Genomic DNA, 12495 nt, shown 5'->3' with positions numbered 1-12495 from the left:
CGAGGCCGCCCGGGACGCCGACGAGAGGAGCACGATGAGCGAACGGTCGAGTACGGACGCGGGGCGCGGACTCCAGCTGGGGAAGGTCCTCTTCATCGGGGACAGCATCATCCAGTCGGGAGCCTGGGGCGAGTGGCTGACGGAGTCGACGGTCGTCGACGAGGGAGTCGGAGGGGCCACCACGGCGGACGTCGTCGCGCGGCTCGCCGAGCTGGTCGCGCAGGAGCCGGACACGGTGGTGCTGCTGATCGGCACCAACGACCTCGCCTGGCACCGCACGACGGAGCACGTCGTGCGCAACATCGAGACGATCGTCGCGACGTTCCGGCGCGACCTCCCGGACGTGCGCATCCTGGTGACCTCGGTCCTGCCGCGCGGACACGAGTTCGCGCCGCAGATCCGCGAGATCAACCGCCACCTGTGGCAGTTCGCGCCCACGGCGCACGCGGGCTACCTCGACCTGTGGCCGGTGCTCGCGGGCGAGGACGGCGGGCTGCTCGAGCAGTACTCGCCGGACGGCCTGCACCTCAACGAGGACGGCTACCGCGCGTGGCGCGAGGCACTGGGCCCGGCGCTCGAGGCGGTCGTGCGGATGCCTCCGCGGACCCGCCCGATCACGCTGCCCTACGACGAGTTCGCGCGGCCGAAGACGGCCTAGCGCAGCACCGTGGAGGGGGAGTCGATCGCAGGGTCGGCTCCCCTTCCGTCATTCCGTGGCCAGGGCGGCCTCGAAGGCCGCGAGGGCGTCCGCGGAGAAGAGGACGAACCGGACCTCGTCGAGTGCGCCGTCCGCGGTCGCCTCGCGGACCGTCTCCACCGCGATGCGCGCCGCGTCGTCCATCGGCCAGCCGTAGACGCCCGCCGAGACGGCCGGGAAGGCGAGCGTCCGCGCACCGAGACCGACGGCGGTGCGCACCGACTCGCGGTAGGCCGAGGCGAGGACGGCGGTGCGGTCCTCCGACCGCGAGTGGACGGGACCGACGGTGTGCACGACCCAGCGGGCGGGGAGGCGGCCGGCGGTCGTGGCGACCGCGGAGCCGGCGGGCAGGCCGTCCGGCAGCTCGGTCCCGCGGAGCCGGCGGCACTCGGCGAGGATCTCCGGTCCGCCCGCGCGGTGGATCGCGCCGTCGACGCCGCCGCCGCCGAGGAGCGACGAGTTCGCCGCGTTCACGATCGCGTCGACGTGCTCGCGGGTGAGGTCGCCGCGCACGGCTCTCAGGGTGGTCACGACTCGTCCTCCAGGCTTCGTCCGAGGGCAGCGATCGCCGCAGGTCCCACGCGGCAGCAGCCGCCGATCAGATCCGCTCCCGCCGCGCGCCAGGAGGCGACCAGCGCGGGGTCGAAGGCCGCGTCGCCTGCCCAGCGACGCTCGACGGCGTCCCACTCCTCGCCGCTGTTCGGGTACACGACGACCAGCTTGACGGTGACGGAGCGGGCGATGCGGACCGCCTCGGCGACGTCGCCGGGCGGGCAGCAGTTCACTCCCACGCCGACCACCTCCTCGGAGGCGGCGGCGACGGCGAACGCCTCGGCCAGGGGCTCGCCGGCCGCGGTGCGGCCCGAACGGCCGCTCACGCAGATCCAGGCGGGGACCGAGGAGCCCGCGAGGGCCTCCACGACGGCGCGCACCTCCCGCACCGACGGGATGGTCTCGACGGCGAGCAGGTCGGGCCCGGCCGCGGCCAGGGTCTCCAGTCGCGGGCGGTGCCAGGCGGCGAGCTCGCCGACGGTGAGGCCGTCGTCGCCGCGGTACTCGGAGCCGTCGCCGAGGCTAGCGCCGTAAGGGCCGACGGCGGCGGCGACCCAGCCGCTCTGCGCGCGCCGGGCCAGGTCGACGCTCTCCCGGAGGGCGCGCTCGGCGAGGCCCGGGGCCAGGCCCGCGGCCGCGAATCCGCTCGCGGACACCTGGTAGCTCGCGGTCACCGCGACCCGGGCGCCCGCCTCGGCGAAGGCGCGGTGCGCGTCGACGACCCGGCCGGGCTCCTCCAGCAGGACCCGGGCGCTCCAGAGCGAGGAGTCCACCGCGGCGCCCTGCGCCTCCAGCTCCGTGCCCAGGCCCCCGTCGAGCAGCAGCGGGCGCACCCGCGCCGCGGCGACGAGGCCGGCGGTCACGAGCGGTTGTTGGAGAGCTCGAAGATCTTCACGAGCTCGGCGATCGCCGCCTCGCGGGCGTCTCCGCCCTCCTCGAACATCGCGGTGATGTGCGTGCGGAGGTGGTTCTCGACGATGAGCTTGTTGAGCGAGCCGAGCGACTTCTGGATCGCGAGGGACTGCGTGACGATGTCGACGCAGTAGTCCTCGTTCTCGATCATCCGCTCGAGGCCGCGCATCTGGCCGCCCAGGATCCGGGCACGGTGCAGCGAGCGCTTCTTGAGGTCCTCGATCACTCCTCCAGCCTACGCGCCGCGGGCGGTACCCGGGCGGGGTATGCGCGCGCCTACGATCGAGGGGTGAGCACCCGCAAGCCGTCCCGCGCGACCGCCGCCCGCTACCCCTCGCGCGACCGCGCCCGCATGGCGCTCGCGCCCGGGATCCTCGGCGCGATCGTGCTGCTGGCCGGGCTCGCCCTCGTCGGCTCCGACGCCTACGACTTCATCCGCTACCCGGTCGCGATCCTCGCGGCGGTCATCGGCTGGTTCGCGATCCAGGCGCGCGCACTCCTCTGGCTGATCGGGCTCGTACCGGTGCTCGTGCTGTGGAACCCGGTGCTGCCGTTCGCGTTCCCGGACGCGATCTGGTCCTCGCTGAGCCTCGCCGCGGTCGGCGTCTTCGTGGCGGCGGGTCTCGTGATCCGCGTCCCGACCCCGGAATGACGACGAGCGCGACCGCCCGCGCGGCGGAGCGCCGACCGGACCGCCCCGAGGAGTAGACTGGCGCCGCACCCGCACGCCGGGGATGCTGCGACCGGGTCCCAGACCCGTTGCTCGGAGCTCCCGACGGCCACCGGATGCACCGACGCCCGACGCCTCCCCGGAGGCGATCCGGCGGATGCACGGCGACGGCAGCGCGCGGGAACCCCTCCTCCGCCCCCCGTCACACATCGAGGAGGAGCATGGCTCGCAGCGGCCAGCGTCAGTCCGGTCAGACGCGACGAGCGTCGAACGCCGCCGGGAGCCGACCCCGATCGCGCTCGCGCGGCGTGGACAACGCGGGGATCATCCCGATCCTCGCCCGCCGCGTCCGCGAGGTGGAGGCGAAGGCCCAGACCGGCAAGGTCGGGCCGACCAACCGGACGAAGTTCCTGGTGATCGCCCTCCTGATGCGCGAGGAGCGCAAGCGGGTCAAGGTCGATCCCTCGCTCAGCGACGCGCAGCGCGCCGAGGAGATGAAGCGCCTCGACGGCATCGCCACGATCCTGGCCAAGACGGCCGCCCGCGACACCAGCCTGATCGCGCTGCTCGAATCGGAGGCCGGCGTCACGGCGGCCGCGCAGAAGCTCCGCCGCGACTGGCTGCTCGAGGCGGGCGCGGAGCTCAGCCCCGACGAGCTGCTCATCGTGACCGAGCCGGAGCCCAAGCCCGAGGTGCCGGTCAACCAGGTCGTGCCGCAGTCGGTGCGCGCCCGCCAGCTGGCGAACCCCTTCCTCCCGCCGGACTTCTCGATCGCCGAGGCCTCGGCTCCGGCGCCGCGCCGCAGGCTCGACGACTGGGAGCTGCTCGGGCCGCTCTTCAAGGCGTTCGAGTACGGAGCGGGCGGACGGGCCGCGAGCATGGAGCTCCCGGAGCCGCCGAAGCTCGACCGGGTCTCGCCGCGCGGCCGCGAGCTGATGCCGCACCAGGCGCGCTTCATCGAGAGCGCCCGCGAGGGGCACCGCAGCTTCCTGCTCGCCGACGAGCCGGGTCTGGGCAAGACCGCGCAGAGCCTCCTCGCCGCCTCGGTGGTCGGGGCGTACCCGCTGCTCGCGGTGGTGCCGAACGTGGTCAAGATGAACTGGGCGCGCGAGGTCGAGCACTGGACCCCGCAGCGGCGCGCCACGGTCATCCACGGAGACGGCGGCACGCTCGACGCGTTCGCCGACGTGGTCATCGTCAACTACGACATCCTCGACCGGCACATCGGCTGGCTCGGGAGCCTGGGCTTCCGCGGCATGGTCGTCGACGAGGCGCACTTCATCAAGAACCTCCGCTCGCAGCGCTCGCAGAGCGTGCTCGCGCTGGCGTCGAGGATCCGCGAGACCACTCCGGGGCACGATCCGCTGATGATCGCGCTGACCGGCACCCCGCTGATCAACGACGTCGACGACTTCCGCGCCATCTGGCGCTTCCTCGGCTGGATCGACGAGACCAAGCCGGGGCCGGAGCTGATGGGCCGCCTCGAGGAGACGGGCCTCACCCCCGCCGACACGGGCTTCTACCCGGAGGCGCGCGAGGCCGTGATCGACCTCGGCATCGTCAGGCGCAAGAAGATCGATGTCGCCGCCGACCTGCCGTCGAAGCGGATCGTCGACCTGCCCGTCGAGCTGGACGACGACCTCGGCCGCTCCATCCAGAAGGCCGAGCGCGAGCTCGGCGCCCGCATGCTGCAGCGCTTCAGGGCGGTCACCTCCTCGATCACGCACGAGCTCGACGACGACGAGCGCGAGCGGTTCATCCGCATCGTGGCGCAGAGCGAGCTCGAGGAGTCGAAGTCGGCCAAGACCGGCGAGAACGTCTTCACCATGGTGCGCCGGATCGGCCAGGCCAAGGCGGCGCTGGCCGCCGACTACGCCTCGCAGCTGGCCCGCTCGGTGGGCAAGGTCGTCTTCTTCGCGAAGCACATCGACGTGATGGACCAGGCGGAGGACACCTTCGAGAAGCGCGAGCTGACGTCCGTCTCCATCCGCGGCGACCAGACCGCGGCGTTCCGCCAGACGCAGATCGACGCCTTCAACGAGGACCCGGACGTCTCTGTCGCCGTCTGCTCGCTCACCGCGGCGGGAGTCGGCGTGAACCTGCAGGCGTCCTCCAACGTGGTGCTCGCCGAGCTCTCGTGGACCTCGGCCGAGCAGACGCAGGCGATCGACCGCGTGCACCGCATCGGCCAGGAGGAGCCGGTGACGGCGTGGAGGATCATCGCGGCGCACACGATCGACGCGAAGATCGCCGAGCTCATCGACGCCAAGGCCGGTCTCGCCGCCCGCGCGCTCGACGGCGCGGACGCCGAGACGGCCTCGGCCGACACGGTGCAGCTGGACGCCCTCATGCACGTCCTGCGCGAGGCGATCGGCTGAGCGCACCCGGCCGGGCCGGCTGAGAGCTCAGCCGGTCCGGGCGAGCGGTGCGGCGAAGAAGTCCTTCTCGAACGAACTCGACCGCAGGAACGCGTCCCTCATCGCGGCGCGCTGCCTCGGTGAGGCGTCGCGGGCGGCCTGCTCCGTGAACTCGATCGCCCGCTCGGTGGCCGTCGCGAAGACCGGGTCGCCGTACGTGAGCAGCCAGTCCGCGTAGGGGTGCTCGGGGTGCCCGGAGGCGGCGAGGCGCGACCCGACGTCGGCGTAGAGCCAGAAGCAGGGGAGCAGGGCGGCGACGATCTCGCCGTAGCCGCCCCGCGCGGCGACCGCGAGCAGGTGGTCGGTGTAGCCGCGGGTCACGGGCGCGGGAGCCGCGTCCCTGGTCCCGAGCCGGTCGCGGTGCAGCTGCGCCTCCGCCGCGAGGGCGGACGCCGAGCCCTCGGCCCAGAAGACCTGCTCGGCGGTGGTCGGCGCGCGCTGCGCCGCCACGGCCAGGACGCGGGCGTACTCGGTGAGGTAGAGAGCGTCCTGCTCGAGGTACCACTCGAAGTCCTCCCGCCCGAGGGAGCCGTCGCCGAGGGCCCGCACGAACGGGAGCGCGTCGATCTCGTCGCGGAGGGTCCGGGTCCGCTCCCAGACGTCCGCGCAGAACGCCGGAGGACGTTGCCGGTGGAAGTGGTCGATCGGGCCGTTGCCGGTGCCGACCTCCAGGGCGTCGGCGGCGCGCAGGGCGCCGGTCAGCCACTCCTTGGCCTCCGTCAGCGCCTCGACCAGGGCGTCGGAGGAGGCATCGCGCCCGGCCAGGAGCGTCGCCATCGCGGACGAGAGCGAGCACCCGGTGCCGTGCGTGTTCGAGGTGGCGACGCGCTCGCCGGGGACCTCGCGCACGAGGCCGTCGGGGGTGACGATCGCGTCCGGGGTGGCGGGGCCGTCGAGGTGGCCGCCCTTCACCAGCACGGCGGCGTCGAGGGCGCGGGCGAGTGCCGCTCCCTGCGCGAGCGCGGCCGGCCAGTCGGAGGCGGTCGGCTCTCCGGCCAGCACGCCCAGCTCGGGGAGGTTCGGCGTCACCAGGTCGGCGCGGCGGAGCAGGTCGCGCACGGCGTCCTCCGCCTCGGGAGCGAGCAGCCGGTGACCGCTGGTCGCGACCATCACCGGATCCACGACCACGACGGGCGGGCGGACCTCGTCGAGCCACTCGGCGACGACTCCGGCGTACTCGGCCGTGGCGAGCATCCCGATCTTCACCGCGTCGATCGTGACGTCGTCGCTCACCGCGTCGAGCTGCTCGCGGAGGAACGCGGCGGGCGGCAGGTGCACGGAGCGGACCCCGTGCGTGTTCTGCGCGACGAGCGCGGTGACGACCGCCATGCCGTAGCCGCCGAGCGCGCCGATCGACTTGAGGTCGGCCTGGACGCCGGCACCGCCGGTCGGATCGGTGCCGGCGATGCTGAGGACACGGGGGACGCGGGCGCCGGCGGTCATCGGTCCCACTCCGCTCGGATCAGGCGGGCGGCCGCCGCGGGGTCGGCGGCCGTGCAGAGCGCCGACACGACCGCGAGCCCGGCCGCACCGGCGAGGCGGAGTGGCCCCGCGTCCGCGGCTCCGACTCCGCCGATGGCGACGCAGGGCAGCGCCGCGGCCGCGGCGAGGGCGGCGAACCCGTCGACACCGAGGGGAGCGGGGTGGTCGGGCTTGGTCGCGGTGGGCCGGATGACGCCGACGCCGAGGTAGTCGACCGTCCCCGCGGGCAGGGCGCGGACGGCGGCGAGGTGCTCGGGGGTGTTCGCGGTGAGCCCGATCACCGCGTCGGGACCGAGCAGCGAGCGGGCGGCGGTGACGGGGAGGTCGGACTGCCCGAGGTGGACGCCGTGGACGCGGGCGCCCGCGAGGCGGGCGGCGAGGGCGACGTCGACGCGGTCGTCGACCAGCAGGGTCGTGCGCTCGTCGAGGACGGCGGCGACGGCCCGGGTCAGGGCGACGAGCTCGGCGGCGGGGGCGTCGTGATCGCGGATCTGCACGGTCGTGACTCCGCCCCGGACGGCGGCGGCGACCACCGCGGGCACGCCGCGCTGGCCGCACTGGGCGGTGTCCGTGACGAGGTAGAGCGAGAGGTCGAGGCTCATGCGATCCGCGCCCCGGCCTCGGCGTCGGCCGGCTGGAGGGCAGCGAGGGCGTCGATGAGGCCGACGGCGAAGGATCCGGGACCGCTGCTCGCGGCGGCGGCCCGCTCGGCGGCGAGGCCCCAGACCGCGGAAGCGCTGACGGCCGCGTCGAGCGGGCGGGCGCCCGCGCCGAGGAACGCCGCCATCACGGCGCCGAGCGCGCAGCCGCCGCCGGTCACGCGGGTCAGCAGCGGGTGGCCCCCCGTGACCCGGACGATCCGCTCGCCGTCGGTGACGAGGTCGACCGCTCCCGAGACGGCGACCACGCCTCCGGTGCGGCGGGCGAGGACGCGGGCGGAGTCGAGCGCCTGCTCGGCGGTGTCGACGGCGTCCACGCCGCGGCCGCCCGCACCGGCTCCCGCGAGGGCGAGGATCTCGGAGGCGTTGCCGCGGATGATCGCGGGCCGCGCCTCGAGCAGCTCCACCGCCAGAGCGGTGCGGACGGGCAGCGGGCCCACGGCGACCGGATCGAGCACCCACGGGGTGCCGGCGCGTCCGGCCGCGGCGACCGCCTCGCGAGCACCCTCGCGCTGCTCCGCTCCGGGCGTGCCGAGGTTGACGAGCACCGCGGAGGCGAGGCCCGCGAAGACGCCCGCCTCGCCGGGCAGGTCGCACATCGCCGGGCTGGCGCCGAGGGCCAGAAGGCTGTTGGCGGTGAAGCCGATGACGACCGCGTTCGTGATGCACTGCACCAGGGGCCCGGCGGCGCGGAGCTCGGCGAGATCGCGACCCACGGACGCCGGATCGGGCGCCGTGTCGGCGGGGAGGGTCGGGTGGACAGGCGTGCGAATGCTCATTCGCGACATCCCTTCGCTAGTACGAACTAGATCAGGTTCAACGGGTCTTCTCTCAGCCCTGGCGGGCACCCCGTGTCACTGCGCACGACCCTAGCAGCGGGCGCGGGCGCGCTCGCTGCTGCAGTGCGAGAGGAGGGAGCGGGCCGTCGCCGCCCCTTCGCCCGGGAGCGGCCGCTCAGCCGGTGAGGATCGTCGAGTCGCCGCGCGGCCCCACTGCGACGCGGAGGCCGATCGGCAGCCGCTCGCGCATCGCGTCGACGTGGCTGATCAGGCCGATCGTCCGACCGCCCGACCGCAGCTCGTCGAGCGTGCTGAGCGCCGTCTCGAGCGTCTCTGCGTCGAGCGAGCCGAAGCCCTCGTCGATGAACATGGTCTCGAGCGAGATGCCGCCGGACTGCGCCGTCACCACGTCGGCGAGGCCGAGGGCGAGGGCGAGCGAGGCGAGGAACGTCTCGCCGCCGGAGAGCGAGGCGGGCTGCCGGCGGACGCCGGTGAAGGCGTCGAGCACGTCGATCCCAAGGCCGGAGGCGGCGCCGCGGTAGGCGAGCGAGTCGTCGTGGGCGAGGGCGTAGCGGCCGCTGGTCATCGCGTCGAGGCGGAGGTTCGCCGCGGTCACGATCTCCTCCAGGCGTCCGGCGAGGGCGAAGGCCTCGAGGTCCATCCGGCGCGTGTTCTGCCCCCGGCCGGAGACGGTCTCGGCCAGCGCGCGCAGCTCCTCGTGGCGGTGGAGACGCTCACCCAGCACGGCGAGGCGGCCCGCGGCCGTCGCGGCGAGCTCGGCCAGGCGCTCCGAGCGGTGCTCGAGCACGGAGAGGCCGGCTCGCGCCTCGTCGCGACGGGCGGAGGCCTCGCGCGAGCGCTCCTCGGCGGCGGCGAGGTCGACGGCCGTGCCCGGCAGTCCGCGGAGCTCCGGGTCGGACAGCACCGCCTCCGTCGCGCTCCGCCGTCGCTCGTGCTCGGCGACGACGGCCTCGGCCCGTGCCCGGTCCCCGCTGGCCAGCGCGGCCGACTCGGCCTCCTCGGCGGTCGTGAAGCCGCGCTCGGCGAGGACCTCGGCGAGCTCCTCCCGGGCGGCGGCGGCGGCCTCGGACCGCGAGACGGCCGCCTCCTCGGCCTCGACCAGGGCGACGGCACGGCGGCGCTGGGCACTCAGCTGCTCGACCCGCGAGGCGACGCTCGTCGCGCCGTCGCGGAAGGCCTCGACGCGCTCCCGCAGCAGCCGCAGCGCTTCAGCGGCGAGGGCGGACTCGTCGGCGCGGGCGCGGTGCTCCTCGCGAGCGGCGTCCCGCCCGGTCGTGAGAGCGTCGATCCGGGTGCGCAGCCGGGTGCGCTCGCGCCGCAGCTCCTCCATGCGGGCGGCGGCGCGGCGCGCCGAGGCGAGCCGCTCCTCGTGCGCCGGGCGGAGCGACTCCGGATCCGCGTCCTCGCCCACACGCTCCTCGAGCGCCGCGAGAGCCCGAGCCGCGGCTCCCTCGCGCTCGCGGGCGCCGTCGAGGGCGGCGGCGGCGCGCTCCACCGCGACGCGGGCCCGGTCGAGGTCGTCGGTGCCGACCGTCGTCGGGCCGTCGTGCTCGGCCGGGCGGGGGTGCTCGCACGAGCCGCAGACGGGGCAGGGCTCGCCCGGCTCCAGCCGCTCGGCGAGCTCCCCGGCGAACCCGGCGAACCGGCGCGCGATCAGGGCGGCCTGCTCCGCGGCGCGCTCGCCGTGGACGCGCGCCGCGTCGGCGTAGGCCGTGCGGAGCCGCTGCAGGCCCGCCGCAGTGAGATCGCGCTCGAGGGCCGCGGCGATCCTCCGCTCGAGCGCGGCGAGCTCGTCGACGCGCGCGGGGACAGCGGCGGCCTCCCCGGCCAGGGACTCCTCCTCGCCGGCGAGCGCGTCGACGCGAGCGGGCAGCTCGCGCAGCTCCGCCTCGATCCCCGCGAGCGCGGTCGCCGCCGCCTGCTCGGCGCGCGCGGACCGCTCGGCGACGCGCTCCGCGTCGGGGAGCCGGCGCTCCTCGGCCAGCGCCTCGGTGAGGGCGCCGAGGACAGCGGCGAGCCGTTCGGCCGTCTCGGCGGCCGGGCCCCCGGACGCGTCCCCGTAGGCGTCGGCCGCGAGGTCGCGCTGCTGCCGGGCGGCCCGCTCCTTCTCGGCGGCTGCCCGGGCGGAGCGGAGCAGCGGCAGCACGCCGTCGGCCCGGCGCGCGCGCTCGATCGCGGCCCGCTGCTGCTCGACGTGCGCCTCGGCGACCACGAGCTCCTCCGCCTCGATGAGGGCGCGCCGGCGCCGCTCCTGGCCCCGGGCGATGCGCCGTGCCTCGTCGAGAGCGGTGCCCGCGGCCTCGTGCGCCGCGTCGGCCGCGGCGGAGCCGGCCCGGGCCGCCTCGAGCGGAGCGGCGAGCCGCGCCGGCAGCCCGGCGAACCAGGCGGCGTCCGGCAGAGGCGGCTCGGCTCCGTCATCGAGGAGCCGGACGGCCTCGTCCGCGAGCGCCGTCACGGCCGCGCGCTCCTCCTCGAGCCCGACGGCGCTCGCGTCGCGCTGCTCGAGCAGGCGGCGGCGGAGCAGATCGAAGCGCTCGGTCGCGAAGAGCGTGCGCAGGAGCCGCTGCCGGTCGTCGTTCTTCGCGAGCAGGAACTCGTGGAAGCGGTTCTGCGCCAGCAGGATCACCTGGAGGAACTGGTCCTTCGTCAGGCCGACGATCCGGCCGATGTCGGCGCCCACCTCCTTCGCGCTCGACGAGAGCCCGACCCAGGCGCCGTCGACCTGCTCCAGCAGCTCGACCTTCGCCGGCTGGGTCGTGGTGCCGGTGCCGCGCCGTTTCGGCCGCTCGTACTCGGGCGAGCGCCGGACGCGGTAGACGCGCCCCGCCGCCTCGAAGTCGAGCTCGGCGAAGGTCTCGTCCTCGGGGCCGCTGTGGTCGCTCCGGAGGCGCAAGGCGGTGCCGTCGAAGCGGGGGACCGAGCCGTAGAGCGCGAACGCGATCGCGTCGAGGATCGTCGACTTGCCCGCTCCGGTGCGCCCGGCGATGAGGTACACGCCCACGTCCTCGAGCCGGTCGAAGTCGACGCACTGCTCGGCGCGGAACGGTCCGAGTCCGGCGAAGGCGAGTCGGCGGATCCTCACCGCAGAGCCTCGGCCTCGACGGCCGCGAGCGCGTCGAGGGTGAGGGCGCGCTCGGTCTCCGTGGCGCCGTGACCGCCGCGGACGTGGGCGAGGAAGTCGTCGACGACCTCCACGTCGCTCCGCCCGCGGATCCGCTCGGCGTACGCGCGCGGCTCGGCCGCGGCGTGCGGGGGCCGGTGCTCGAGCGTGGCGCAGCCGGGGAAGCGCGACTGCAGGCGCGCCATCGCGTCGAGCGGGCGCACGAGATCGGTGAGCACCGCCGAGACCCAGTCGCCCTCCACCTCGGCCAGGGAGGGATCGCGCAGCAGCTGCTGGAGCTCGCCCTCGATCACGCTGAGCCTCCTCGGCACGGGGAGCGGCGACCACTCGACGCCCTCGAGCCCCTCGGGCCCGATCGTCACCAGCCAGGCACCGCGCGGCTTCGACGCCTCGCCGAACGAGTAGTGCAGCGGCGCTCCGGAGTAGCGCACTCCCGGCAGCAGCTCGGCGCGTCCATGGATGTGCCCGAGCGCCGCGTAGTCGGCCGCGGCGAAGTGCTCGACCGAGACGTAGTCGAGCCCGCCCGCCGTGATGTCGCGCTCGAGGACCGCGGCCGGGGCTCCGACCGCGAAGCAGTGCGCGAGCACGACCCAGGGACGGCCCGCCGCCTCGGCGGCGGCGCGCACCCGCGCCATCGCGAAGGCGAGCACGTCCTCGTGGCGGCGCAGCTGCTCCTCCGGGTGCCGGTGGCGGTAGAGGGCGGGCTCGAGGAAGGGGATGCCGTGGACGCCGACCTCGAGGCCGGACGCGTCGCGCAGCAGGACCGGCTCGGCGTACGCCTCGGGGTCGGTGAGGACGTGGACGCCCGCTCCGCGCAGGAGCCCCGCCTGGAAGCCGAGCCGGGCGGGGGAGTCGTGGTTGCCGCTGGTGAGGACGACCTCGGCGCCGGCCGCGCGGATCGCCTCGAGCGTGCGGGTGAGGAGGGTGTAGTGCTCTGCGGCGGGTACGGCGGAGTCGAAGACGTCGCCGGCGATCAGCACCGCGTCCACGCGCTCGGCCCGCACCGTCTCGACCAGGGCCTCGAGCACGGTCGCGAGCGCCGCCGTCGTGGAGTGCCCGTGGAAGGTGCGGCCGATGTGCCAGTCCGAGGTGTGCAGCAGCTTCACGGTCGTCCATCCTCTGCGTCGTCCGGGGGAGCGCCTCCAGGCTAGTGAGGCCCTCCGACACCGGCGGCGCAGCGGACAC

11 protein-coding genes and 1 riboswitch are annotated in these 12495 nt (G+C 75.3%); of the genes, 3 read left to right on the top strand and 8 right to left on the bottom strand.

Annotation, left to right across the window (positions count from 1 at the left end):
* Positions 1–34: 34 nt before the first annotated feature.
* A complete protein-coding gene (locus tag C5C29_RS00355; protein ID WP_104268531.1) occupies positions 35–658 on the top strand; it encodes a GDSL-type esterase/lipase family protein in 624 nt (207 codons plus the stop codon).
* Positions 659–706: 48 nt separating this feature from the next.
* On the opposite strand, the gene C5C29_RS00350 is transcribed toward C5C29_RS00355, so the two are convergent.
* From C5C29_RS00350 to C5C29_RS00340, 3 genes are read right to left on the bottom strand one after another with little or no spacing between them, the layout of a single operon-like run.
* Entirely contained in the window at positions 707–1228 is a 522-nt protein-coding gene (locus C5C29_RS00350) for an O-acetyl-ADP-ribose deacetylase (RefSeq protein WP_104307901.1), read from the bottom strand.
* Positions 1225–2112, bottom strand: a complete 888-nt coding sequence (mmuM, locus tag C5C29_RS00345) for a homocysteine S-methyltransferase (RefSeq protein ID WP_104307900.1) — start codon at positions 2110–2112, stop codon at positions 1225–1227. The genes C5C29_RS00350 and mmuM overlap by 4 nt, the downstream gene beginning before the upstream one ends.
* Entirely contained in the window at positions 2109–2387 is a 279-nt protein-coding gene (locus C5C29_RS00340) for a metal-sensitive transcriptional regulator (RefSeq protein WP_104223062.1), read from the bottom strand. The genes mmuM and C5C29_RS00340 overlap by 4 nt, the downstream gene beginning before the upstream one ends.
* A gap of 63 nt (positions 2388–2450) precedes the next feature.
* On the opposite strand from C5C29_RS00340, the gene C5C29_RS00335 reads away from it, so the two are divergent.
* Positions 2451–2813 carry a DUF6804 family protein gene (locus C5C29_RS00335; protein ID WP_244229446.1) on the top strand — a complete coding sequence of 121 codons (363 nt, stop codon included), beginning with the start codon at positions 2451–2453 and terminating at the stop codon, positions 2811–2813.
* A gap of 239 nt (positions 2814–3052) precedes the next feature.
* Positions 3053–5209, top strand: a complete 2157-nt coding sequence (locus tag C5C29_RS00330; RefSeq protein WP_104225603.1) for a DEAD/DEAH box helicase — start codon at positions 3053–3055, stop codon at positions 5207–5209.
* 27 nt (positions 5210–5236) lie between these two features.
* Here the strand turns inward: C5C29_RS00330 and thiD are convergent, their stop codons facing one another.
* From thiD to C5C29_RS00305, 5 genes are all read right to left on the bottom strand, one after another.
* Positions 5237–6691 (bottom strand): bifunctional hydroxymethylpyrimidine kinase/phosphomethylpyrimidine kinase, encoded by a 1455-nt coding sequence (gene thiD, locus C5C29_RS00325; RefSeq protein WP_104307899.1) that lies wholly within the window; start codon positions 6689–6691, stop codon positions 5237–5239.
* Positions 6688–7332, bottom strand: coding sequence for a thiamine phosphate synthase (gene thiE, locus C5C29_RS00320; protein WP_104268497.1), 645 nt, complete (start codon positions 7330–7332; stop codon positions 6688–6690). The genes thiD and thiE overlap by 4 nt, the downstream gene beginning before the upstream one ends.
* The gene (gene thiM, locus C5C29_RS00315) at positions 7329–8168 is read right to left on the bottom strand and encodes a hydroxyethylthiazole kinase (protein ID WP_104249605.1); all 840 of its coding nucleotides are present in this window, start codon (positions 8166–8168) and stop codon (positions 7329–7331) included. Before thiM ends, thiE begins: the two co-directional genes overlap by 4 nt.
* Positions 8160–8251, bottom strand: a riboswitch (TPP riboswitch). (Overlaps the previous gene by 9 nt.)
* A 92-nt stretch (positions 8252–8343) precedes the next feature.
* Positions 8344–11271, bottom strand: a complete 2928-nt coding sequence (locus tag C5C29_RS00310; RefSeq protein ID WP_104307898.1) for an AAA family ATPase — start codon at positions 11269–11271, stop codon at positions 8344–8346.
* Positions 11268–12416, bottom strand: a complete 1149-nt coding sequence (locus C5C29_RS00305; protein ID WP_104307897.1) for an exonuclease SbcCD subunit D — start codon at positions 12414–12416, stop codon at positions 11268–11270. The genes C5C29_RS00310 and C5C29_RS00305 overlap by 4 nt, the downstream gene beginning before the upstream one ends.
* Positions 12417–12495: the final 79 nt, after the last annotated feature.

This window comes from Rathayibacter sp. AY1H2 (genome assembly GCF_002931985.1).
In the GTDB taxonomy this organism is placed as follows: domain Bacteria; phylum Actinomycetota; class Actinomycetes; order Actinomycetales; family Microbacteriaceae; genus Rathayibacter.
Note: the sequence above shows the minus strand (reverse complement) of the source record. Positions and strands in the feature narration are given on the sequence as shown.